A 22,686-nucleotide genomic window follows, 5' to 3' on the forward strand; every position below is an offset into this window, starting at 1 on the left:
TCATGGCACTGCCGCGCGCGACAGCAAGAGCACGGGCCGGCCGCAGCGCGATTCCGGCCTAGCCGGCAGCCGCCACCCCAGCGGAGCCACCCCATGACCAGCCGCCGCAGTCTGCTCCGCGCCGGGATCGCCGTCGCGGCCACCGGCGCGCTCCTCGGGGCCGGCGCCCCGCCCCGTCCGGACGGGCCCGCGGGCCGGTTGCGCATCGCCACCGGGGAGGAAGCCGGGTTCTACCTCGCTTTCGGCCAGCTCCTCGCCGCGGAGCTGAACGCCGCCCACCCCCGCCTGCACACCGTCGCGCTGCCGACCGAGGCCAGCGTCGCCAACCTGGAGATGCTCGACGCCGGCGCGGCCGAGCTCGCCCTCAGCCTGGCCGACATCGCGGGCGCCGCCACCGACGGCGCGGCGCCGTTCGGCCGCCGCATCGAGCTGTGCGCGCTGGGCCGCGTCTACGAGAACTACCTCCAGCTCGCCGTCCGCGCCGACTCCCCCATCACCTCGGTCGCCGATCTCGCCGGGCGCACCGTTTCCCTCAGCGCGCCCCGCTCCGGCGCGGCCGTCCTCGGCGACCGGCTCTTCGCCGCGGCCGGGGTCACGATCGTCGACCGGCACCTGCCGATGCTCGAGGCAGGCGAAGCCCTTCGCCAGGGCCGGATCGACGCGATGCTCGTCTCCGGCGGGGTGCCGTTGCCGGTTCTGTCCACGTTGGACAACGAGATCGGCATCCGCCTGCTGCCGCTGGCCCCCTACCTCCCGGTGTTGCGCGGCCCCGGCCAGGAAGCCGTGCGCGTGCCCGCGGGCGCCTACCGCTCCCCCGAGGTCGACACCATCGGCGTGGCGAGCCTGCTCGTCTGCCGCCCGGACCTGCCCGCCGACGTGGCCGCCACGGTCACCCGCGTGCTCGTGCAGCGGGCGGCCCACCTGGTGCCCGCGCAGGCCGTGGCCACCCAGTTTCTCGATGTACGTTCGCTGATCGGAACCGGTACCGTTCCCCTGCACCCCGGAGCCGTGGCGACCTACCGCGCGTTGCACGGCTGAGCGAGGAAGGAGCACCGGTGACCCAGTCCCGTCCGCCGGTCGTGGCGATGCCGCTGCGCGTCCGCTTCCACGAATGCGATCCGCAGGGCATCGTCTTCAACGCCCACTACCTGGCCTACTTCGACATGGCCTCGTTCGAGTTCTTCAAGGCGATCTTCGGCTCCTACGACGCCCTGCGTGACCAGGGTGTCGACTGCGTGGTGGCCGAGTCGAACCTGCGGTACCGCGCGCCGAGCCGGTTCGACGACGAACTGGTCGTCGAGGTCGCGATCGACCACCTCGGCACGACCTCGATGATCCTGGCGTTCACCGTCCGCCGCGGCGACGACCTGATCGCGACCGGCACGAACCGCTACGTGTTCGTCGACGCCCGGACCCTGGCCAAGGCCGCGCCGCCGGAGGACGTGCGCGCCAAGCTGCTGGCCCACACGTGACCGAACCCGCCTTCGTGCGGGACACCCGCGCGGCCTACGACGCCATCGCCGGCGAGTTCGCCGAGTGGATCCGCGACGAGCTGGCGGTCAAACCGCTCGACCGCGCCGTGCTGGCCGCGTTCGCCGAACTGGCGGACGGGCCGGTCGCGGACGTCGGCTGCGGCTCTGGCCGAATCACGGCGCACCTGCGGGGCCTCGGCGTGGACGCGTTCGGCATCGACCTCTCCCCCGAGATGGTCGCCGTGGCCCGGCGCACCCACCCGGGCGTCCGCTTCGAGGTCGGGTCGATGACCGCACTCGACCTCCCCGACGGTAGCCTGGGCGGGCTGGTGGCCTGGTATTCGATCATCCATGTCCCGCCGGGCACCCTGCCCGGGGTGCTCGCCGGGTTCCGCCGGGTCCTCGCGCCCGGCGGCTGGCTGCAATTGGCGTTCGACGTCGGCGACGAGCCCGTGCACCGCGACGAGATCGGCGGGCACCGGGTGAGCCTGGACTTCCACCAGCGCCGCGTGGACGAGGTGGCGGCCCTGCTCACCGGGGCCGGGTTCGAGGTGCGCGCCCGGCTGGAGCGCGCACCCTACGAAGCGGGGCCGTTCCCCGAAACGGCCCCGCAGGCGTTCGTCCTGGCCCGGCGGCCCGCTCAGGCCTCCTGAACGCCCGGCCGCCGGTCCTCCACGACGTAGCTGGCGCGCGTGCTGATCGGCGCGCCCGGCTTCGTCACGTACGGCACGACCCGGAAGTCGCTGCGCCAGCGCTGCCGGTTCACGTTGACCCGCACGTAGCCCCGCTGGGCGTTGAAGAACTTCATGTGCGGGTTGGCCGCCAGGAAGTTCGTGCCGTCGGTGTTCATGTCCGCGCCGTCGCCGCCGCTGGTGATCGAGGTGCCGACGAACTCGCTGCCGACGGTGGCCGAGCCCGGGTCGGCGTAGTCGCGCTTGAGGTCCCAGGCGTAGTTCTGGTGCCGGTCGCCGGTGATCACGACCAGGTTGCGCACGTCCCGGTCCTGGGCGGCGGCCAGCACCTTGTTGCGCTCGGCGACGTAGCCGTCCCACGGGTCCAGCCACACGTCCACCGGCGCACCCGGGTCGCGGTCGGTCTGGCCCATCGGCGCCTGGTTGCCCAGCACCTGCCAGCGCGCCTTCGACTGCGAGAAACCGTCGATGAGCCACTCCCGCTGCTGCGGGCCGAGCAGGGTGCGCTCCGGGTCGAGCCGCTCGGTGCAGGTGGCCGAGTTGCCGTCGCCGCAGGGCTGGTCGTCGCGGTACTGGCGGGTGTCCAGCATCGTGATCTCGGCCAGCTGCCCGTAGGAGAGGCGGCGGTGCAGCCGCACGTTCGGGCCGGCGGGCATCTGCGTGTGCCGGTAGGGCAGGTTCTCGTAGTTGGCCTGGAACGCCTGGGCACGGCGCTGCCGGAACACGGCCGGGTCCTGGTCGGGCTCGGTGTCGGCCTGCGAGATGTCACCGGCCCAGTTGTTCTCGACCTCGTGGTCGTCGATGGTGTGGATCCAGGGGAAGCGGGCGTGCGCGGCCTGCAGCGGTGCCTCCGCCTTGTAGAGCGCGTACTGCAGGCGGTAGCGGGCGAGGTCGAAGGTCTCGGTCTTGAACTTGTCCTCGACGGTCACGCCGCGCTTGTTGGTGCCCACGCCGGACTCGTACAGGTAGTCGCCGAGGTGCACGACGAAGTCCAGGTCCTCGGCGGCCATGTGCTCGTAGGCGGTGTAGTAGCCGTCCTGCCAGGCCTGGCACGAGGCGAACGCGAAGTTCAGCTCCCGCGGCGACGACCACAGCGCGGGCGCGGTGCGGGTGCGGCCGACCATCGAGATCTCGCCGCCGACGCGGAACCGGTAGAAGTACTCGTGGTCGGGCGCCAGCCCGGAGATCTCCGGGTGCACCGAGTGGCCCAGCTCGGGGGTGGCGATCGCGCTGCCCCGCCGAACCACGGCGCGGAACCGCTCGTCGTGGGCCACCTCGTACTCGACCCGGACCGGGACCGCGGGCATGCCGCCCGCGCCGTCGGCGGCGAACGGCTCCGGGGCGAGCCGGGTCCACAACACGACTCCGTCGGGGGCCGGGTCGCCGGAGGCGACGCCGAGCGTGAACGGGTTGGTCCCCTTGACGGGGCTGGCGTAGGCATTCGCCGCCGTCCAGGCGCCGGTGCCGAGCAGCACCGCCGCGGCGCCCGCCCCGCTGAAGCCGAGGAACCGGCGGCGGGACAGGTGGTTCGGGCGCACGACCATGTGAGGTCCTCCTGTGGTGGGATGGGAGCACCAGGATGCTCACGGCCCGACATGACCGTCAGCGTCCGGACGGGCGAACCACAGGTGAACGGAAACGATCAACTCGAATGTTCCGGATTCTCTTCTACCAGCCGGAGATCCCGCCCAACACGGGCAACGCGATCCGGCTCGCGGCCAACTCGGGCTGCCAGCTGCACCTCGTCGAGCCGCTGGGCTTCCAGTTCGAGGACAAGCACCTGCGCCGCGCCGGGCTGGACTACCACGACCTGGCCGACGTGCACGTGCACCCGGACCTGGACAGCGCGTGGAAGGCGCTGCTGCCGGCCAACGTGTACGCGTTCAGCGCCGGCGCCACCCGGTGGTACACCGAGGTGGCGTACCAGCCGGGCGACGTGCTGCTGTTCGGGCCCGAATCGTCCGGGCTGCCCGCCGCCGTGCAGGACGCCCCGCAGGTCACCGACCGCGTGCGCGTGCCGATGAAGCCGGGGGTCCGCTCGCTCAACCTGGCCAACACCGCCGCCATCGCGGTGTTCGAGGCCTGGCGGCAGCAGGGTTTCCCCGGCGGCGTCTAGCGGTGCTCGTTCACTGGCGCCGTGGACAGCAGGTCGTCGCGGTAGTCGCCGGGCAGCTGCTGGACCAGGTCGTCGAACTCGCCCTTGCTCACGCCCGCCTTCAGCGCGGCGATGACGGCCCGGGCGTGCTCGCGGGCGCCGTCCTGTGTGCAGCCGTGGCCTTCGGCGTCCATGACGCGCCGGTAGAACTCCTCGACGCCGAAGGACGCGCCTTCGCCGGTGGCGGGCAGCGCCTTCTTGATGCCGGCGGGCAGCTGTCCGGCCAGGTCACCCGGCTCACCGCCGGCGAGCCGCTGCCCCAGCACGGTCAGGGTCGCGCGGGTGGCGTCCGCCGCGTGCCCGGCGTCCTCGAGGCCCGCGGTCTTCCGCACGGCAGCGACGATTTCCTGTTCCTTCATCACACCTCCCGTGGATCGCTTCCGGGAGGCGCATACCCGGCCGGGCCGGGCCCGACACGTCACCCGGCCTCCGGGGGCGCCACCGCGTCCAGCCCCCACGCCTCGCGGAACGCGCTGACCGTCAGCCACGCCAGCCGGGCGTTCACCGCGAACAGCTGGCGCACCGAGGTGAGCGTGTCGAAGGAGGCGTCACCTTCGCTGTCCCGGCCGCGCGCCAGCTCGGCCTCGCCGAAGCCGTCGCCGAAGACCTCCCGGATCGTGCCCAGGTAGTAGAGGTAGCCGAGGGTTTCGAGCTGGACCCGGCGCAGTCCCTCGTCGTCGCCGGGCGAGACGGGCGGTCGCGCCGCCGCCGTCAGCAGGACCGGCGCGTCCGGCACGGCGTGCGCCTCGACGTGCCGGACCAGCTCGCTGGCCCGCGCGTGGTCGTACGCCTCGCGCGCGACGACCGTGCGCAACCCGGCGAGCTTGCCCTTCAGGTCCTCGTCGACCACCCGGCGGCACACCGCGTCGAGTGACCCGGGCTCGGCGGTCACCAGCCGCGCGACGCGGATCAGCTCCCGCGGCAGCCCGCCGGCCAGGCAGTGGCAGAGGCAGACGAACGGCTCGGGCAGGCCCAGCACGCGGGCGCCGAGCACGGCACCGGCGTCCGGCAGCCGCAGGTGGTCCAGCCGGAAGATCATGTCGAAGGCGCTGTCGAACGCGTCCCGCACCGGCAGCCCACGCCGTTCGAACGACGCGAGCGCGTCCTCGGACACCGACACCAGGAACAGGAACCCGGGCACGTCCAGGTTGAACAGGGCCTTGACCTCGTTGACGAAGTCCTGCGCCTCCTCCGGCGAGAGGATCTTGTCCAGCTCGTCGAGCACGATCACCACCGAGGGCGTGGCGATGTCCGGCAGGCGGGAGACGCAGTCGATCGTGGTGCGGAGGAACTCGCCGAACTCGTGCACGATCTGCGGGTAGCTGCGCGGCTGGCGGGTCAGCTCGCGGGAGTCGCTGAGCCCGGTCTCCGCCCCGAACAGCAGGCCCACTTTGCCCGACCACCCCGAGGTGTGCTTCTGCTGGAATTCGATGCCGTCCAGGGTTTCCCTGGCCAGGTCCCGCAGTCCGGGCAGGTCCCGCGGCCTGCGGGTGAGGGCGGGCGCGGGCGCCCGCGCGAACCGGCGACGCCGCGCCAGGTACAGCACGGTCACCCCGGCCAGCACGACGACGAGCGGCCACCACATGGCCGACAGCCAGCTGCCGAAGTCCTGGCGCGGCCCGCTGACCGCGGCCGCGCCGACGAACCCGACCACGACCCACAGGACGACGGCGGCCAGCAACGGCGCGGCGGGCCGCAGCAGCGCGAGCCGCTCGGTCCACCGCGGGGGCCGGTCCTTGATCCGCGCGGCGCAGAACCCGAGCACCTCGGCGCAGGTGCGCGCGAAGAGGTGGAGGACGAACTCGCGGGCGTCGTAGCGCACTGGGACGCTTTCCAGGACCACGATGTGCTGCCTGCCCGCCTCGAGGAACCGGCCGGCCTGGTAAGCCTCCAGCAGGGTGGACTTGCCCGCGCCGCGCGGCCCGGCCACGCCGATGGCCCCGCCGCTGATCCCGCTGGTGAGCCGGCGCAGCCGGGTGAACGCGGCGGTGTCGACGATGCGGTCACCCGCGCGCATCAGCCCGAGCCCGGCGCGGTTGAGCTCCGGCAGCACCGTGCTGAACGACGGGTTCACCGCCTCGTTCAGGTGCCGGGTGACCGCCGGGAGCACCGCGCGCATCGCCGCGGACCGCCAGTCCCGCTCGGCCTGTCCGGCGCGGACCCGCAACGCGTCCCGCGTCGCGGTCCACTTCGCGCTGCCGCGCCGCTCCGGGTCCTGCGACAGCCGGGCGGGCACCAGCCCGGGGCTCAGCGACAGCGGGCCGCCCAGCACGAGGACCAGCAGGGTGACACCGTCGGCGAGCAACCACACCTGCCAGTCCGGCCACGGCAACGGGATCACGTGCGACAACAGCAGGTAGGCCGCCACCGCGGCCACCGCGGCGGTGAGCGTGGTCCGCGCGACGACCGGCGGCGGGATGCGGCGTCCCGGCTCCTCGTCCTTCTCGGGGCTGAAGGTCGCCAGGCACGCCGTCAGGAACACGAACCCGGCGGCCAGCCCGGCCAGCACCCACACCACGGTGGCCCAGAACGGCCCCATCGCCGCCTTCGACGACGGCCACAGCCGCCACAGCACCAGCAGGAACGTCGTCGCGATGGCGGTCGTCACCGGCCAGCCGGCGCCGGCGCGGGCGGGCTTGCCGGTGAACCTCGTGCCGGCCCGGGCGATCAGCCGGTGAGCCCACCGCAGCGCGAACCCGCCCGCCACCGCCCCGGCCACGAAGATCCAGAACCGCGCGCCGCCGCTCAGCGACGTCTGGCCGAGCTGCCACGTCGCGAGCGGGAACACCAGGCCCGGCCACATCGCGGCGCCGGTCAGCGCGTGGCCCTTCCGGTCCCGGGCCGACGGCGTTCGGGCGGCCGGCGTGGCGTCGCGTTGCTCGTGGTCGGCCAGCGCCTGCCGGGCCAGCCGCAGCCCCGCGATCTCCGGGTTGGTGTGCCGCAGGATGCCCTGGCTGCCGCGCAGCACCGCCGACCGCACGTGCGCCCGCACGCCCGCCCGGTCGGCCTCGGCCACGCGACGGCCGAGCTCGGTGGCGACCGAGGGGTCGGCCAGCGCTTCGTCGACGAGGTCCGGCAGGCGGTCGCGCAGTTCCGCGACCAGCGCGTCCGGCGGGGCGTCCGCCGTGTCACCCCGTGTCCCGGCGGACGCCTCGTGCAGTGCGGTCATGATCGAGCACTGTATCGGCGCACGCCCCGGGCGGCCCGCGTTTCGGCGGATCTACGCCCCGACGGTCCGGCTGTGGCTGGGCCGGTGTGTCACGGACGAGAACCGGTCGTGAACCACCCACACCGAACAACACACCTACGGCAGGCGCTGCCCCACGAACAGCGACGTGCCCGCGGCGGCGACGAGGGCCAGCGTGCCGAGCAGAACCCACGGCCTGCTGGCGTCGGCTTCCTTCATCTCGTAACCGATCTGCTCGCCGAGGTCGGCGTAGACCTCCTTGAGCTGCTCGGCCGAGCCGGCCTGGTAGAACTGCCCGTCCGAGAGGCGCGCGACCTCCTGCAGCGAGCCGTCGTCGACGTCCACCGGCACCTCGCGGCCGTCGATCTCGACGGTGCCGTGGCTGGTGCCGAAGGAGATCGTGGAGATCGGCACCTGCTGCTTGCGCGCCTCCTGCGCGGCGGTGAACGCGCCGCGCGGCGCGTACAGGTCGTCGGGCACGGTCTGCTTGCCGTCGCTCATCAGCACGATCCGCGCCGGCGGCGGCCCGTCGGCGCCGCCGACCACCGCCGAAAAACCCTGGATGGACTGCAGCGCCGCGTAGATGCCTTCGCCGGTCGCGGTCGACTGGGCCAGCTTGAGGTTGTCGATCGCGCTGACCACGCTCTGCCGCTGCGTCGTCGGCGCCACCAGGACGGTCGCGGTGCCCGCGAACGACACCAGGCCCAGGTTGATGCCGGGTGTGAGGCCCTGCGCGAACTGGGTCGCCGCGTCCTGGGCCGCCTTGATCCGGGAGGGCTTGACGTCGGTGGCGTCCATGGACAGCGACACGTCCACCACCAGCATCACGGTGGCGCGGTTGCGCGGCACCTTCTGCTCCGCGGTGGGCCCGGCCAGCCCGACGGTCAGCAGCAGCAGCGACACGATGATCAGCGCGGCAGGCACGTGCCGCGGCCAGCCCTGCGAGCGGGGCGCGATGCGGTCGAGCAGTTCCAGGTTGGTGAACCGCATGGTGCGGCGCCGACGGGCGCGCTGCGCCAGCACGTAGCCGACCGCCACCGCGGCGACCACGAACAGCAGCAGGAACCACCAGGGCGCGCTGAAACCGGAAAGGCTCATGCGACGCCCCCGCTCCACCGCCGCTTGCGCGCCACGACGAACCGCACGGTGTCGGCGATCCAGTCGGAGTCCGTGCGCAGCACCAGGTGCGCCGCCCCGGCCTGCCGCAGCGCCCGCGCCACCTGGTCACGGTGGGCCTGCGCGGCGGCGGCGAACTCGCGCCGCAGCAACGCCGAGGCCCGCACCTCGCGTTGTTTGCCGGTCTCCGGGTCGGCCAGCACGACCGTGCCCACCTCCGGCAGGTCGACGTCGCGAGGGTCGATCACCTCGATGCCGATGAGGTCGTGCCGCGCGGACAACGCGCGCAGCGGGCGCTGCCACCCGGTGCCGCCGAGAAAGTCGGACACCACGACGACGAGGCCGCGGCGGCGCGGCGGGCGGCGCAGCTGCTCGACCATGGCGGCGAGGTCGCCCCGGGTGCCCTCGGCCGCACGTGGCATCTCGGCGATCTTGCGCAGCAGGTTCCGGGCGTGCGCGCGGCCGCCGCGGGCCGGGACGCGTTCGGTCTGGTCCCCGTTGGAGAAGACCGCGCCGAGCCGGTTGCCACCGCCGCCGGTCAGGTGCGCGATCGCGGCGACCGCGCACACCACCAGGTCGCGCTTCTCGGACAGGGCGGTGCCGAAGTCGAGGCTCGCGGACAGGTCGGCGGCGACCCAGGTCTCCAGCTCGCGGTCGGCGACCGTCTCGCGGATGTGCGGCTCGGTGGTGCGGGCGGTGACGGCCCAGTCCATGCGGCGCACGTCGTCGCCCGGCTGGTAGGGCCGCGCCTCGCCCGGCTCGGAGCCGGGGCCGGGCACGAGGCCGAGGTGGTTGCCCTGCAGCAGGCCGTCGAGCCGGCGGCGCACCTCGAGTTCGAGCATGCGCAGGCCGGCATCGAGCCGTTCACCGCGGAGCACGGGCGGCGCCCACGCGGGCCGGGCGCTGCCGTCGCCGGTGTTTCCCCTGGCCACTACCGCCCCGGGGTCCCGTTCGGCAGCGGCTGGGCGGGGCCGCCCTGTGGCCGGGCGGAGACCTGCGGCAGCGGCACGGTCTGCAGCACGCGGGTGATGATGTGGTCCAGGGGCACGGCGTCGGCGAGCGCGTCGTAGGACAGCACGAGCCGGTGGCGCAGCACGTCCGGCACGACGTCGACGACGTCCTGGGGCAGCACGTAGTCGCGGCCGCGGACGAGCGCGAGCGCGCGGGCGGCGGCGATGATGCCGAGGCTGGCGCGCGGCGAGGCGCCGTAGGACACCCAGCCCGCGACGTCGGTGAGGCCGTGCTCGGCCGGGGTGCGGGTGGCCAGCACCAGGCGCACCACGTAGTCGACGAGCGAGTGGTGCACGAACACCTTCGCGGCGACGTCCTGCAGCCGGACCAGCTCGGCCGGGCTGAGGACCTCGTGCGGCTCCGGCGGCGTGACGCCCATCCGGTAGATGATCTCGCGCTCCTCCTCGGCGGAAGGGTAGTCGACGATGATCTTGAACAGGAACCGGTCGCGCTGCGCCTCCGGCAGCGGGTAGACGCCCTCGTTCTCGATCGGGTTCTGGGTCGCGAGCACCAGGAACGGGTCGGGCATCGGGAAGGTCTTGCCGCCGATGGAGACGTGCCGTTCGGCCATCACCTCGAGCATCGCGGACTGCACCTTGGCGGGCGCGCGGTTGATCTCGTCGGCGAGGACGAAGTTCGCGACGACCGGGCCGAGCTCGACGTCGAACTTCTCGCTGCCCTGCCGGTAGATGCGGGTGCCGAGGATGTCGGCGGGCACCAGGTCGGGCGTGAACTGGACGCGGGAGAACGAGCCGCCGACGACGCGGGCGAGGGTCTCCACCGCGAGGGTCTTGGCCACGCCTGGCACGCCCTCCAGCAGCAGGTGCCCCTTGGCCAGCAGGCCCACCAGGAGCCGCTCGACGAGCCGGTCCTGCCCGACGATCACCCGCTTGACCTCGAACACGGTGCGCTCGAGCAGCTGCGCGTCCCGCGCGGGGGTCGCGGACTGCTGTTGCCCGTTCGCGCCCTCCGGGTAGCGGGGCTCGGTCACGGTTCCCTCCTCGCTCACGTTCACCTCTGCGCTGCGACCGTACTAGCCGGCCGGGCACGGGAGGTCGCCACGGTAGTCAACTCGCTCAGCGGTGTGACGACTGTGAACTGCCGGGCGGCGTCAGGCCAGGCGGTCGAGGTCCTGCGGCGTGTCGACGTCGGCGCACTCCCCCGGCGCGGCAGGCACCTCCACGATCTCCAGGTGGCCGAGGACGCGCCGCAGGGCCGCCCCGTGCGGTTCGGCAGGCAGGACGGCGCGCAGGCTCGCGGTGCGCCACACGCCGATGAGCCACTGGCGGCGGCCGGTGTCGTCGGTGAGCAGCGCGCCGTCGGCGTCGCCGAGCGCCGTGGTGAGCCGCTCCACTGTGGACGGTGTGATCCCGGCCAGGTCCCCGGCGAGCAACACGACCCGGCTCGTGGAGACGTGCCGGAGGCCCGCGGCGACGGCGGCGACCGGCCCGCCGCCGGGCGGGTCCTCGCGCGCCCAGCGCACCCCGGTGATCCCGTCCCGCGCCGGCCCCACCACGACGACCGGATCTGCGCCGGCCACCGCGGCCAGCGCGCGGTGCAGCAAGGGCCGCCCGCCGACCGGCAGCATGGGTTTGTCCACACCGGACATCCGGCGAGCGGAGCCTCCCGCGAGCACCACGGCGGCCAGGTCGGTCACGCCGCCCAGGCTAGCCCCGCCGGCGCGGGGTGTCTGCCAGAGGTTCCGGCGGGTGACCGGTGCGCCGCCGTTGCGCGCCAGCCACCACGAACGCCGCGGCCGCCGGGGCGCACTACCCCGCCCGCCGCTGGGCGCCGCGACGCCGCCTGGGCGCGTCTGACAGAGGTTCCGTCCGGTAACCCGGTGTGCCACCGTTCTGCGCAAGCCACCACAAACGCCACGGCTCCCGCAGCGAGCCCCCCGGCGGCCGCCGGGCACCGCGGCGCCGCCGATGGCCACCGCCACCAGGGCGCGTCTGACGAAAGACGTCAACTGGTGGCCGGTGGGTTCCGCACCAGCCGGCTAAACGCCACGGCACCCGCCTGGTCGGCTACCGCGCCCCGGGCGCGCTAGCCGACCAGGCGCGTCGCGAACGGCATGATGTCGCCGTAGCGCACCCGGGTCACCCGCACCGTCAGGCCGGACTGCGGCGCCTCGATCATCATCCCGTTGCCCAGGTACAGCGCCACGTGGTGGATGCCGCTGCGGCCCCAGAACAGCATGTCCCCGCGCCGCATCTGCGCCAGCGGCACCCGGCGCCCGGAGGTGTACTGGTAGCCGCTGTAGTGCGGCAGCGCCTTCACCCCGGCGAAGGCGTAGATCATCAGCCCGGAGCAGTCGAACCCGACCTTGCGGTAGTCGCCGTAGGCGTCGGCCACGCCGCCGTCGCGGATGCCGCGCGTGGGGCCGTAGGCGTTGCCGCCGCCCCACGCGTACGGCACGCCGAGCTGCGACATCGCGCGCGCGACGACCCGTTCGATCGTCGCGGAGGACGAACCCGACGCGACCGGCGGCGGGGAGGGCCTGCTGTTGTTCCCGCCGCCGCTGGGCTGCGAGTTCGACGCCTGCGCCGCGGCCAGCGCCGCCTGCCGCGCCTGTTCCTCGTCCTCGCGCTGCTTCTGCGCGAGCCAGTCGTCGTAGCGCTGCCGCTGCCCCTGCAGCCCGCTGACCCGCTGCTGAGCCTCGAACAGCTGCTGCTCGACCGTGGTCTTCTGCGCCACCAGCTGCGCGTTCTGCGCCGCCTGGTTCTGCTGGGCCTGCACGGCGACGGCCTGCGCGGAATCGGCGGTGATCTTCGCCTGCGCGGCCTGGTCCTGCGCCTGCTGGGCGAGCTGCAGCGCCTGGCGCGCGGCGGCGTCCTTGTTGGACTTGTCCGTCTGCGCCTGCTGCATCATCTCCAGCGCGTTGAGCTGGCTGCCGCTGACGGCTTCCAGCAGCTGGGCGCGGGCCAGCAGGTCCTTCGGGCTGGTCGCGCCCAGGTAGGCCGAGATCGACCCCATGGTGCTGCCCTGCTGGTAGCTGCTGGAGATGAACGCGTCGAGGTTCGTGCGGGCCGCGTCGATCTGGGCCTGGGCGGCGTCGGCCTCGCGCTTGGCCGCGTCCGCGTCGCGCTGCGCCTGGTCGGCCGCCTCCTGCGCGGTCTGCAGGTCGACCAGCGCCTTGTTGGCCTCTTCCATGCGCAGCTCGACCGTGCTCTGCAGCTCGTCCAGCCGCGACTCGGCCTCGGCGAGCTGGTTGGTCAGCTGCCCGACCTCGCCTGCCTTGGCGTTGGCGTCCCGCTGGCTCGCGCTGATCTCGGAGTCGCTCGGGTTCGGCGGCGGGGGCGGCACCGCGGCGGCCGGCCCGGTCGCGATCGACACCACCACGAGCGCCAGTGCCCCGGCCCCCAGCCAGCGGCGCGCTCTCCGGCCCTGGTCAACCACGCCCTCGACTCCCTCCCGCGGACAGACTTCCCCACTGCATCGCGAACTGTGCCACCCGAGTCACTCGCAGACCAGGTGTCACACGCGGCACAGCTGAAACTTTCACCCCAACCGGGGATCCTCCGGGCGTTCCGGCGCGTCGGAGGAGCGTGCAGAGATCGCGAGTCGGCCCCGTCGTCGCCACGCTGGGCCTGGCCCTGGTGGTGGCGGGCACGTTCCTGCCCTGGTTCCGGTCGGGGTCGGTGAGCCGGAGCAGCTACGCGGCGGCCGGGCTGGCCGACCGGCTGGCGCTGCTCGACGACCCGCTCGCCGGCACGGCGCTGCGGGCGTGGGTGGCGGTCCCGGCGCTGGCGGCGGCGTGCCTGGTGCTGCTGGTCTGCGGTCTGGCGCGCACCGGCGCAACGTTGACGGCCCTGCTGGCGATTACCGGGGGAACCGTCGCGCTGATCGCCACCGTCCAAGGGGGCGGAACCACGGGGGTGGTCTCCGTCGCCCTGGCCGGGCCGGTGACCACGCTCTGCGGATCCGCCCTCGCGCTGGCCGGCGCGGTCGGCACCTTCATCACGGCGAGAGCAGGTAGGACACGGTGAGCACGCCTCCCCAGGACGGTCAATGGCCGTACCAGCAGAACCAGTACCCCGGGCAGCAGTACCCGCAGCAGCCGTACGGCCAGGGGTACCCGCAGCAGCCGTACGGGCAGCAGCAGTACGGGCAGCCCTACACGCAGCCCTTCCAGCAGCTGCCGCCACAGCAGCCGCCGAAGCGGGGCCGCCGCGGCCTGATCATCGGGCTGGTGGTCGCGCTGGTGGTGCTGCTCGGCGGTGGCGGCACGTGGTTCGCGCTGTCGCAGCGTGATTCGATCGCCTCCGGCGCGGCCACCCCGACCGAGGCGGCGCGGAACCTGGCGACCGCGCTGAGCGGCAACGACGTGGTCGGCATGGTCGGCGCGCTCGCGCCCGCCGAGGCGAAGCTGCTGACCGAACCGATCGGGCAGACCACCGACGAGCTCAAGCGCCTGGGCATCCTGAAGCCGGACGCCAACCCCGAGGCGCTGACCGGGATGCAGGTCAAGGCCGAGAACCTGACGTTCGACGAGGCCGGCGCCGAGCAGGTCAACGACCACCTGACCATCACCAAGCTCACCGGCGGCACGATCACCGTGACCGCCGACCCGTCGAAGCTGCCGCTGTCGGACAAGCTGATGGAGCAGATGCCCGCCGGCGAGGGCCCGCAGACCGAGACGATCGACATCGCCGACGAGGTCGCCGACTCCGGTGAGCCGATCCGCATCGCCACGGTCAAGGTCGACGGCGAGTGGTACCCGAGCCTGCTCTACACGATGGCCGACTACGCGCTGCGCGACGAGAACGAGCCGTGGCCGTCCACCTCGATCCCGGCGCGCGGCGCGAACAGCCCGAACGAGGCGGTCAAGCAGCTCGTGCAGGCCGCGCTCGACGCCGACGTCACGCGCGTCATCGAACTGCTTCCGCCGGACGAGATGGCGGTGCTGCACGACGCCGGTCCCGCGCTCGTCGCCGCCGCGGCCAAGGACGCCGAGCCCAGCGGCGCGAAGCTGCTCGACCTGCGGACCGAGACGTCCGAGGTGCCCGGCGGCACCCGCGCCACCGTCACCCACGTGCAGATCGAGAGCCCGGACGGCGAGACCTACACCGTGACGAAGAAGGGCGACTGCTACGAGGCGACCGGCGAGGGCCGCACCGAGGAGCTGTGCGCCGACTACCTGGCGGACACGCTCGAGGACGAGGTCGGCTCGTCGGTGCCGGAGGAGGTCACCCAGGTCCTGCAGCACCTGTCGAGCGGCATCCTCGGCCAGGGCCTCGGCGTGATCACCATCGAGGTGGCCGGGCAGCACTACGTCAGCCCGCTGCGCACGTTCAACGAACTGGGTCTGACCGTGCTGCGCAGCCTGCAGCCGGAGGACATCACCGCGCTGCTGCGCCTGGCGGAGTAGCGCGAAGCAGATCACACCGCTGCCTGGGCGGGTCGCGTTGAAGTCAAAAAAGGACAAGCGTACTGTTTGCCGTGTGGGAGCCTGCGCCGTCCCCGCGTCTGCGGACGCGAGCCGCGTGCGCCAGACTCGCGACAGACAGACCCGAACCGAACTGACGGCGACGACCCTGCCCAGGGAGTTAGACGTGACCGCACCAGCCAGCAAGGACAGCTTCGGCGCCCGCGACACCTTGAAGGTGGGTGACGCCTCGTACGAGGTGTTCCGCCTGGACAAGGTGTCCGGGTCCGAGAAGCTGCCCTACAGCCTGAAGATCCTGCTCGAAAACCTCCTGCGCACCGAGGACGGCGCGAACATCACCGCCGACCACATCCGCGCGCTGGGCAACTGGGACCCGACCGCCGATCCGTCGATCGAGATCCAGTTCACCCCGGCCCGCGTGATCATGCAGGACTTCACCGGTGTCCCCTGCGTGGTCGACCTGGCCACCATGCGTGAGGCCGTCACCGACCTCGGCGGCGACCCGGACAAGGTGAACCCGCTCGCCCCGGCCGAGCTGGTCATCGACCACTCGGTGATCATCGACGTGTTCGGCCGCGCGGACGCCTTCGAGCGCAACGTCGAGATCGAGTACGAGCGCAACCGCGAGCGCTACCAGTTCCTGCGCTGGGGCCAGGGCGCCTTCGACGAGTTCAAGGTCGTCCCGCCGGGCACCGGCATCGTGCACCAGGTCAACATCGAGCACCTGGCCCGCACGGTGATGGCCCGCAACGGCCAGGCCTACCCCGACTCGTGCGTCGGCACCGACTCGCACACCACGATGGTCAACGGCCTCGGCGTGCTGGGCTGGGGCGTCGGCGGCATCGAGGCCGAGGCCGCGATGCTGGGCCAGCCGGTGTCGATGCTGATCCCGCGCGTGGTCGGCTTCAAGCTGACCGGCGAGATCCCGGCCGGCGTGACCGCGACCGACGTGGTGCTGACGATCACCGAGATGCTGCGCCGCCACGGCGTGGTCGGCAAGTTCGTCGAGTTCTACGGCGAGTCCGTCGCCCAGGTGCCGCTGGCCAACCGCGCCACCATCGGCAACATGAGCCCGGAGTTCGGCTCGACCGCGGCGATCTTCCCGATCGACGACGAGACGATCCGCTACCTCAAGCTGACCGGCCGCTCGGCCGAGCAGGTCGCGCTGGTCGAGGCCTACGCCAAGGAGCAGGGCCTGTGGCACGACCCGAGCCGCGAGGCGTCCTACTCCGAGTACCTGGAGCTGGACCTGTCGACGGTGGTGCCGTCGATCGCCGGCCCGAAGCGCCCGCAGGACCGCATCGAGCTGACCGACGCGAAGTCGGCGTTCCGCAAGTCGGTGCACGACTACGTCGAGGAGCAGCACCCGACGCCGCACACCAAGGTCGACGAGAAGGTCGAGGAGTCCTTCCCGGCCAGTGACGCGCCGAGCCTGTCCTTCGCCGACGAAGATGCTGCTGTCGCCGTTCCTACTGCAGCGAACGGCGCGTCCGGCCGCCCGTCGAAGCCGGTCACGGTCCGCTCCGAGGACCGCGGCGAGTTCGTGCTCGACCACGGCGCCGTGGTGATCGCCTCGATCACCTCCTGCACCAACACCTCCAACCCGTCGGTCATGCTGGGCGCCGCCCTGCTCGCCCGCAACGCGGTGGAGAAGGGCCTGTCGGTCAAGCCGTGGGTCAAGACGTCGATGGCGCCGGGCTCGCAGGTCGTCACCGACTACTACGAGAAGGCCGGCCTGTGGCCGTACCTGGAGAAGCTGGGCTACCACCTGGTCGGCTACGGCTGCACCACCTGTATCGGCAACTCCGGCCCGCTGCCCGAGGAGATCTCGGCCGCGGTGCAGGAGAACGACCTGACCGTGGTGTCGGTGCTGTCCGGCAACCGGAACTTCGAGGGCCGGATCAACCCGGACGTCAAGATGAACTACCTGGCGTCCCCGCCGCTGGTCATCGCCTACGCGCTGGCCGGCACGATGGACTTCGACTTCGAGGAGCAGCCGCTCGGGCAGGACACCGACGGCAACGACGTGTTCCTGCGCGACATCTGGCCGTCGCCGCAGGAGATCCAGGAGACCATCGACTCGGCGATCACGCAGGAGATGTTCTCCAAGGACTACGCCGACGTGTTCGACGGTGGTGAGCGCTGGAAGTCGCTGCCCACCCCGGAGGGCAAGACCTTCCAGTGGGACCCGGAGTCGACCTACGTGCGCAAGCCCCCGTACTTCGAGGGCATGCAGGCCGACCCGGAGCCGGTCACGGACATCAAGGGCGCCCGCGTGCTGGCGAAGCTGGGCGACTCGGTGACCACCGACCACATCTCCCCCGCCGGCGCGATCAAGGCGGACTCGCCCGCCGGCCGGTACCTGGCCGAGCACGGCGTGGACCGCAAGGACTTCAACTCCTACGGCTCCCGGCGCGGGAACCACGAGGTGATGATCCGCGGCACCTTCGCCAACATCCGGCTGCGCAACCAGCTGCTGGACGACGTGCAGGGCGGCTACACCCGCGACTTCACGCAGGAGGGCGCGCCGCAGGCGTTCATCTACGACGCCGCGCAGAACTACGCCAAGGCCGGCATCCCGCTGGTCGTGCTGGGCGGCAAGGAGTACGGCTCGGGTTCGTCGCGTGACTGGGCCGCCAAGGGCACCCGGCTGCTCGGCGTGCGCGCCGTGATCGCCGAGTCGTTCGAGCGGATCCACCGGTCCAACCTGATCGGCATGGGCGTCATCCCGCTGCAGTTCCCGGAGGGCGAGTCGGCTTCGTCGCTGGGCCTGGACGGCACCGAGACGTTCGACTTCGAGGGCATCACGAAGCTCAACGAGGGCGAGACGCCGCGGACGATCAAGGTGACCGCCACGAAGGAGGACGGCACCAAGGTGGAGTTCGACGCCGTGGTGCGGATCGACACCCCGGGTGAGGCGGACTACTACCGCAACGGCGGCATCCTGCAGTACGTGCTGCGCAAGATGACCCGCGCCTGACGGTTTCTCTTCCGAGAAGCGCCCGCGAGCCCCGCTCGCGGGCGCTTCTTTTCGTCGCGCCGTCCGCGACTCCCCTGGACGGGCAGCCGTGCCCTGCCGCCGGCCAGTCCACCCGGCCGGGCGGATGGTGCCCGGGGCCGAGGTCGGGCGGTTCACCACGCCGGAGGGCGGTGGCCGACCGGCTCCGCGGGCGGATCGCCCAAAGTCGCGCCGTATAGGTCGTTATACGACGCTCACGCGATGACGGGCTCGAGGTACCGCTGCAAAGCGCGCTTCAGCTCGCGAATCCAGATCTCCCGCTCCTCCTCCGCGGCGCTCACCACGGTGCCCAGCAGCGCGCCGAAGATCTGCGTCGCCACCACCGCGGTCGTCCGGCGCTCCGCCGCCGGCAGCGACGGGGCCCTGGCGGCGAGCACCTCCTCGATCTTGCCGACGACCGCCTGGTGCAGCGCGCGGGTCGGCGCGGCCAGCCGTTCGGGCATGCCGGCGTCGGCGAACAGCGCCTTGAAGCCGGGGTTGTCCAGGTTCACCTGGATCATCGGCGCGGCCATGCGGTCGATCAGCTCGGGCAGCGGCAGTTGCGCGTACCCGACGTCGAACGCCTTCTCGTGCGCGGCCCGCAGCTGTTCGCGGTACCGGGTGGCCAGCGCCTCCGCCAGGGCCTCCTTGTTCTTGAAGAACTGGTACAGCGTGCCGGGCGAGACGCCGGCGCGGGCGGCGATCGCGTTCGTCGTCGCGCGCGCGTACCCGGCTTCGGCGAACACCTCGGCCGCCGCGTCGGTCAGCTGTTCCATGCGGCGCTGCCCGCGTGCCTGTCGGCGGCGGGCCGGGGCCTCTTCGGACACAGTCCTCCTCCGGAGTTGACAAATGCGAGCGATCGCTCGTAATTTCGAACGCGAGCGATCACTCGTGTTCCTGTCAGACTACCGCCCTCCCGGAGTTCCGCCATGCCCTCACCGCTGTCCCGCCTCGGCCGGTTCACCGTGCGCCGCAGACGCTGGGTCCTCGCCGCGGCCGTCCTGCTCACACTGCTCGCGGGCGCGCTCGCCGCCGGCGCCATGAACGCGCTCACCCTGTCCCGCATCGATGCGCCCGGCTCCGAGTCCGACCAGGCGAAGGAGGTCCTGCGCGCACAGTTCGACACCGGCCCGCCCAACCTACTGTTCCTGGTCACCGCCGCCGAGGGCACCGTCGACGACGCCGCCGTCCGCGCCGCGGGCGAGGCCGTCGCCGCGGATCTGGCCGCGCGGCCCGGCGTCGCGGAAGTCGCCTCGTACTGGTCCCGCGGCGGCAGCCCCGCGCTGCGCAGCGAGGACGGGCGCCAGGCGATCATCCTGGCCCGCGTGCCGGGCGGGGTGAACGAAAGCCGCGAGCACGTCGGCGAGCTCGCCGCCGCCTTCACCGGGCCGCACGGGCCGGTGACCCTCGAAGCCGGCGGCCAGGACGAGGTGTTCCGGGAAGTCGGCGCCCAGGCCCGCGCCGACTTCCTGCGCGCCGAGGCGATCGCGATCCCGCTCGTGTTGCTGCTCCTGATGCTGGTCTACCGGCGGGTCGCGGTCGCGCTGGTGACGCTCGGCGTCGGCCTGTTCGCCATCGTCACCACCCTCGCCGGGCTGCGCGCGCTGACCGCGGTCATCGAGGTGTCCACGTTCGCCGCCAACCTGACCCTGGTCATGGGACTCGCGCTGGGCGTGGACTACTGCCTGTTCGTCGTCGCCCGCTATCGCGAGGAACTCGCCGCGGGCCGGGACATCGGCGACGCGGTCACCTCCGCCGTGGCGACCGCCGGGCGGACCGTGCTGTTCAGCGGGCTCACCGTCGCCGTCTCGATGTGCGCGCTCCTGCTGTTCCCGCTGGCGTTCCTGCGCGCCTTCGCCTACGCCGGGGTGCTCGTCGTGCTCACCGCGATGCTCGGCGCGCTTGTCGTCCTCCCCGCCGCACTGGCCGCGCTCGGGCACCGCGCGGCCGGCCCCGCACGGGCCCGGCGGTCGGCGGCGTGGTTCCGGATCACCAGCCAGGTCCTGCGCCGCCCGGTGCTGACCGGCGGGCTCGCGCTCCTGGTCGTGCTCGCGCTGTCCGCGCCGCTGCTCGGCGTGCGCTTCGGCGTGCCCGACGACCGGGTGCTGCCCGCGGACTCGCCGAGCCGGGTCACCAGTGATCACGTGCGCGCCGGGTTCGCCCAGGAAGAGACCGACGCGCTCTACGTGGTCCTGCCACGGGCAGGCGAGGTCACCGGGTACGCCGAGGCACTGTCCGAACTGGACGGTGTCGCCCAGGTCGACTCCGCGGCGGGCACGTTCGTCTCCGGCACCCTGGCCCGCACGCCCGGTCCGGAGGCCGCCCGGTTCACCGCGGGCGGCGGCACGTTCCTCACCGTCATCCCCAGCGCGCAGGCGTTGTCCGGCGACATCGGCGATCTCGTGCAGCGCGTCCGCGACCTGCCCGGGCCCGCCGCGAAACTCGTCGGCGGCAGCCCGGCCGAGATGACGGACTGGCGGGAACGGGCCACCAGCCGGGTGCCCCTGGTGCTCGCCGTGATCGTGCTGCTGACGCTGCTGATCCTGTTCCTGATGACCGGCAGCGTGCTGCTGCCGCTGAAGGCCACGGTGCTCAACCTGCTCAGCCTCGGTGTCATGTTCGGCGCGCTGGTGTGGGTGTTCCAGGACGGCAACCTCGCCGGGCCGCTCGGGTTCACCCCGACGGGCACGCTGGAGACGAGCATCCCGATCCTGATGTTCTGCGTCGCCTACGGCCTGTCCATGGACTACGAGGTGTTCGTGACCTCGCGCATCCGGGAGGAGTACCTGCGCACCGGCGACACGAACGGCTCCGTCGCCGCCGGGGTGCAGCGCAGCGCTCCGCTGGTCACCACCGCCGCCGCGATCCTCGCGCTGTCGTTCGCGACCTACACGACCGGCGGCGTGGTGTACCTGAAGATGCTGGGGCTGGGCATGTTCGTCACGGTGCTGGTCGACGCCACCCTCCTGCGCGGCGTGCTGCTCCCGGCGTTCATGCGGCTAGCCGGCCGGGCGAACTGGTGGACCCCGGCGTTCTACCGGCGGCGCCTCGCCCGCACCGTGCCCGAGCCCGCTTCCGGCGCTACCGCAACTGGTCGCGGCGGCGCGTGAGGTAGGCGGTCTCGGCGGTGTTGCCCGCCAGCTCGAGCGCCTTGTCGTAGGCCGCGCGGGACTCCTGGCCGCGGCCGAGCCTGCGCAGCAGGTCTGCGCGGGTGGCGTGGAAGGCGTGGTAGCCGGCCAGCCTCGGTTCGAGGCGGTCGACGGCGGCGAGCGCCACCTCCGGGCCGTCGAGTTCGGCGACCGCGACGGCCCGGTTGAGCGCGATGATCGGCGAGGGGTCGAGCCGGACGAGCTGGTCGTAGAGGGCCAGGATCTGCGACCAGTCGGTGTCGCGGATGTCGCGGGCGGAGGTGTGCACGGCGTTGATCGCGGCCAGGATCTGGTAGCGGCCCGGCGCCACCCCGGCCGCGGCGGCGGCGAGGCGCTCGCGCACCAGCCGGTGGCCCTCGGCGATGAGCGCCGCGTCCCAGGCCCCGCGGTCCTGCTCGTGGAGGGGTACCAGCTCGCCGCCCGCCGACATCCGGGCCGGGCGGCGCGCCTCGATGAGCAGCATCAGCGCCAGCAGCCCGGTCACCTCGCCGTCGTCCGGCAGGAGTGCGCGGATCAGGCGGGTGAGCCGGATCGCCTCGGCGGTCAGGTCGTCGCGCACCGGATCGGCGGCGGACCCGGTGGCCAGGTAGCCCTCGTTGAACACCAGGAACAGCACGGCGAGCACGCCGGACACGCGGGCCGGGAGGTCCTCCGCCGACGGCACGCGGTACGGGATGCGGGCGGCCTTGATCTTGGCTTTCGCGCGGGTGATCCGCCGCTCCATCGCGGTCTCGGCCACGAGGAACGCGCGGGCGATCTCGCGCACGGTCAGACCGCCGACCATGCGCAGCGTCAGCGCGACGCGGGCCTCCACCGCGAGCGCGGGGTGGCAGCAGGTGAAGATCAGCCGAAGCCGGTCGTCGTCGATGACGCCGAGGGTCCCGGGTGGTTCGTCGTCGTGCACCATCCGGGCCTCCTTCTGCTTGTCGTCGCGTTTGTTCTCGCGCCGGATGCGGTCGATGGCCTTGCGGGTGGCGGTGGTGGTCAGCCAGGCGCCGGGGTTGGGCGGCACCCCGTCGGCAGGCCACCGTTCCACCGCGGTCGCGAACGCCTCGGCGGCCGCCTCCTCGGCGATGTCGAGGTCGCCGAAGCGCCGGGTCAGGGCGGCCACCACCCGGGCCCACTCCTCGCGGTGGGCCCGGGTGACCGCCTCGCGCGCGTCCGTCACCGGAACGGCCGCACCTCGATCTTGCGGTCGCAGACCTTCGAGGCCTCGGTGGCGAGCTTGAGCGCGACGTCGAGATCGGGCACCTCCCAGATCCAGACCCCGGCGAGGTACTCCTTCGACTCGACGAAGGGCCCGTCGCTGAACACCGCCTGCTCGCCCCGGTTGTCGACGACCGTGGCCGACTCGGTGTCCGCGAGCCCGCCCGCGAAGACCCAGTGGCCCTCGGCGATCAGGCGTTCGTTGAACTCGCTGATGGCCGGCTGCCGGTCCGTCCGGCCGGGGTTTTCCTTGTCGTCGATGACGGAAACCAGGTACTGCATCCGAGGATCAACTCCTGTGGTGTCGGTGG

19 protein-coding genes are annotated in these 22,686 nt (G+C 72.7%); 8 read left to right on the forward strand and 11 right to left on the reverse strand.

Annotated features, from left to right (window positions below; translation table 11 throughout):
* Nucleotides 1-93: 93 nt before the first annotated feature.
* The 3 genes from AMYTH_RS0110755 to AMYTH_RS0110765 are packed head-to-tail and all read left to right on the forward strand — an operon-like array spanning nucleotide 94 to nucleotide 2,125.
* Nucleotides 94-1,038, forward strand: a complete 945-nt coding sequence (locus AMYTH_RS0110755; RefSeq protein ID WP_027930329.1) for a TAXI family TRAP transporter solute-binding subunit — start codon at nucleotides 94-96, stop codon at nucleotides 1,036-1,038.
* 17 nt (nucleotides 1,039-1,055) lie between these two features.
* Entirely contained in the window at nucleotides 1,056-1,472 is a 417-nt protein-coding gene (locus AMYTH_RS0110760) for an acyl-CoA thioesterase (protein ID WP_020418443.1), read from the forward strand.
* Complete coding sequence (locus tag AMYTH_RS0110765) at nucleotides 1,469-2,125, forward strand: class I SAM-dependent DNA methyltransferase (RefSeq protein ID WP_027930330.1); 657 nt, start codon at nucleotides 1,469-1,471, stop codon at nucleotides 2,123-2,125. Before AMYTH_RS0110760 ends, AMYTH_RS0110765 begins: the two co-directional genes overlap by 4 nt.
* Here the strand turns inward: AMYTH_RS0110765 and AMYTH_RS0110770 are convergent.
* Nucleotides 2,113-3,708 carry an alkaline phosphatase D family protein gene (locus AMYTH_RS0110770; protein WP_027930331.1) on the reverse strand — a complete coding sequence of 532 codons (1,596 nt, stop codon included), beginning with the start codon at nucleotides 3,706-3,708 and terminating at the stop codon, nucleotides 2,113-2,115. The two genes, AMYTH_RS0110765 and AMYTH_RS0110770, sit on opposite strands and share 13 nt — an antisense overlap.
* 107 nt (nucleotides 3,709-3,815) lie before the next feature.
* Here AMYTH_RS0110770 and AMYTH_RS0110775 point away from each other — a divergent pair, with 107 nt between their 5' ends.
* On the forward strand, nucleotides 3,816-4,280 hold the full coding sequence (locus tag AMYTH_RS0110775; RefSeq protein WP_027930332.1) for a tRNA (cytidine(34)-2'-O)-methyltransferase: 465 nt from the start codon (nucleotides 3,816-3,818) through the stop codon (nucleotides 4,278-4,280).
* On the opposite strand, the gene AMYTH_RS0110780 is transcribed toward AMYTH_RS0110775, so the two are convergent.
* The 7 genes from AMYTH_RS0110780 to AMYTH_RS0110810 form a co-directional block, all read right to left on the reverse strand.
* Nucleotides 4,277-4,678 carry a DUF2267 domain-containing protein gene (locus AMYTH_RS0110780; RefSeq protein WP_027930333.1) on the reverse strand — a complete coding sequence of 134 codons (402 nt, stop codon included), beginning with the start codon at nucleotides 4,676-4,678 and terminating at the stop codon, nucleotides 4,277-4,279. The two genes, AMYTH_RS0110775 and AMYTH_RS0110780, sit on opposite strands and share 4 nt — an antisense overlap.
* Nucleotides 4,679-4,737: 59 nt before the next feature.
* On the reverse strand, nucleotides 4,738-7,488 hold the full coding sequence (locus AMYTH_RS0110785; RefSeq protein WP_027930334.1) for a hypothetical protein: 2,751 nt from the start codon (nucleotides 7,486-7,488) through the stop codon (nucleotides 4,738-4,740).
* A 135-nt stretch (nucleotides 7,489-7,623) separates the two neighbouring features.
* On the reverse strand, nucleotides 7,624-8,604 hold the full coding sequence (locus tag AMYTH_RS0110790) for a VWA domain-containing protein (protein ID WP_017988116.1): 981 nt from the start codon (nucleotides 8,602-8,604) through the stop codon (nucleotides 7,624-7,626).
* Nucleotides 8,601-9,554, reverse strand: coding sequence for a DUF58 domain-containing protein (locus AMYTH_RS0110795; RefSeq protein ID WP_027930335.1), 954 nt, complete (start codon nucleotides 9,552-9,554; stop codon nucleotides 8,601-8,603). Before AMYTH_RS0110795 ends, AMYTH_RS0110790 begins: the two co-directional genes overlap by 4 nt.
* Nucleotides 9,554-10,624, reverse strand: a complete 1,071-nt coding sequence (locus tag AMYTH_RS0110800) for an AAA family ATPase (protein ID WP_020418450.1) — start codon at nucleotides 10,622-10,624, stop codon at nucleotides 9,554-9,556. Before AMYTH_RS0110800 ends, AMYTH_RS0110795 begins: the two co-directional genes overlap by 1 nt.
* A 120-nt stretch (nucleotides 10,625-10,744) precedes the next feature.
* Nucleotides 10,745-11,290, reverse strand: a complete 546-nt coding sequence (mobA, locus tag AMYTH_RS0110805; protein WP_037322493.1) for a molybdenum cofactor guanylyltransferase — start codon at nucleotides 11,288-11,290, stop codon at nucleotides 10,745-10,747.
* A gap of 389 nt (nucleotides 11,291-11,679) precedes the next feature.
* Nucleotides 11,680-13,032, reverse strand: coding sequence for an NlpC/P60 family protein (locus AMYTH_RS0110810; RefSeq protein WP_027930337.1), 1,353 nt, complete (start codon nucleotides 13,030-13,032; stop codon nucleotides 11,680-11,682).
* 149 nt (nucleotides 13,033-13,181) lie between these two features.
* Between AMYTH_RS0110810 and AMYTH_RS0110815 the strand changes: the two genes are divergently transcribed.
* The 3 genes from AMYTH_RS0110815 (at nucleotide 13,182) to AMYTH_RS0110825 (ending at nucleotide 18,002) form a co-directional block, all read left to right on the forward strand.
* Nucleotides 13,182-13,622 (forward strand): hypothetical protein, encoded by a 441-nt coding sequence (locus AMYTH_RS0110815; RefSeq protein WP_027930338.1) that lies wholly within the window; start codon nucleotides 13,182-13,184, stop codon nucleotides 13,620-13,622.
* Nucleotides 13,619-15,004: a hypothetical protein gene (locus AMYTH_RS0110820; RefSeq protein WP_027930339.1), complete on the forward strand. Its 1,386-nt coding sequence runs from the start codon at nucleotides 13,619-13,621 to the stop codon at nucleotides 15,002-15,004. Before AMYTH_RS0110815 ends, AMYTH_RS0110820 begins: the two co-directional genes overlap by 4 nt.
* A gap of 184 nt (nucleotides 15,005-15,188) precedes the next feature.
* Nucleotides 15,189-18,002 (forward strand): aconitate hydratase, encoded by a 2,814-nt coding sequence (locus AMYTH_RS0110825; protein ID WP_027930340.1) that lies wholly within the window; start codon nucleotides 15,189-15,191, stop codon nucleotides 18,000-18,002.
* Between the two features lie 233 nt (nucleotides 18,003-18,235).
* Here AMYTH_RS0110825 and AMYTH_RS0110830 read toward each other — a convergent pair whose 3' ends face one another.
* Entirely contained in the window at nucleotides 18,236-18,796 is a 561-nt protein-coding gene (locus AMYTH_RS0110830) for a TetR/AcrR family transcriptional regulator (RefSeq protein WP_051362637.1), read from the reverse strand.
* A 153-nt stretch (nucleotides 18,797-18,949) separates the two neighbouring features.
* Here AMYTH_RS0110830 and AMYTH_RS44605 point away from each other — a divergent pair, with 153 nt between their 5' ends.
* Nucleotides 18,950-21,130, forward strand: a complete 2,181-nt coding sequence (locus AMYTH_RS44605; RefSeq protein WP_037322494.1) for an MMPL family transporter — start codon at nucleotides 18,950-18,952, stop codon at nucleotides 21,128-21,130.
* Here AMYTH_RS44605 and AMYTH_RS0110840 read toward each other — a convergent pair.
* Both AMYTH_RS0110840 and AMYTH_RS0110845 read right to left on the reverse strand, forming a co-directional pair.
* Nucleotides 21,102-22,337 carry an RNA polymerase sigma factor gene (locus AMYTH_RS0110840; protein WP_027930342.1) on the reverse strand — a complete coding sequence of 412 codons (1,236 nt, stop codon included), beginning with the start codon at nucleotides 22,335-22,337 and terminating at the stop codon, nucleotides 21,102-21,104. The genes AMYTH_RS44605 and AMYTH_RS0110840 overlap by 29 nt on opposite strands.
* Nucleotides 22,334-22,657 (reverse strand): YciI family protein, encoded by a 324-nt coding sequence (locus AMYTH_RS0110845; RefSeq protein ID WP_017988106.1) that lies wholly within the window; start codon nucleotides 22,655-22,657, stop codon nucleotides 22,334-22,336. Before AMYTH_RS0110845 ends, AMYTH_RS0110840 begins: the two co-directional genes overlap by 4 nt.
* Nucleotides 22,658-22,686: the final 29 nt, after the last annotated feature.

It is taken from the genome of Amycolatopsis thermoflava N1165 (assembly GCF_000473265.1).
Taxonomy (GTDB): domain Bacteria; phylum Actinomycetota; class Actinomycetes; order Mycobacteriales; family Pseudonocardiaceae; genus Amycolatopsis_E; species Amycolatopsis_E thermoflava.

What these genes read in the sequence shown, in the direction of transcription:
- AMYTH_RS0110780 (WP_027930333.1), bottom strand. Translation starts at nt 4,678, where the DNA reads ATGAAGGAACAGGAAATCGTCGCTGCCGTGCGGAAGACCGCGGGCCTC.
- AMYTH_RS0110845 (WP_017988106.1), bottom strand. Translation starts at nt 22,657, where the DNA reads ATGCAGTACCTGGTTTCCGTCATCGACGACAAGGAAAACCCCGGCCGG.
- AMYTH_RS0110830 (WP_051362637.1), bottom strand. Translation starts at nt 18,796, where the DNA reads ATGGAACAGCTGACCGACGCGGCGGCCGAGGTGTTCGCCGAAGCCGGG.
- AMYTH_RS0110790 (WP_017988116.1), bottom strand. Translation starts at nt 8,604, where the DNA reads ATGAGCCTTTCCGGTTTCAGCGCGCCCTGGTGGTTCCTGCTGCTGTTC.
- AMYTH_RS0110770 (WP_027930331.1), bottom strand. Translation starts at nt 3,708, where the DNA reads ATGGTCGTGCGCCCGAACCACCTGTCCCGCCGCCGGTTCCTCGGCTTC.
- AMYTH_RS0110775 (WP_027930332.1), top strand. Translation starts at nt 3,816, where the DNA reads ATGTTCCGGATTCTCTTCTACCAGCCGGAGATCCCGCCCAACACGGGC.
- AMYTH_RS0110785 (WP_027930334.1), bottom strand. Translation starts at nt 7,488, where the DNA reads ATGACCGCACTGCACGAGGCGTCCGCCGGGACACGGGGTGACACGGCG.
- AMYTH_RS44605 (WP_037322494.1), top strand. Translation starts at nt 18,950, where the DNA reads ATGCCCTCACCGCTGTCCCGCCTCGGCCGGTTCACCGTGCGCCGCAGA.
- AMYTH_RS0110755 (WP_027930329.1), top strand. Translation starts at nt 94, where the DNA reads ATGACCAGCCGCCGCAGTCTGCTCCGCGCCGGGATCGCCGTCGCGGCC.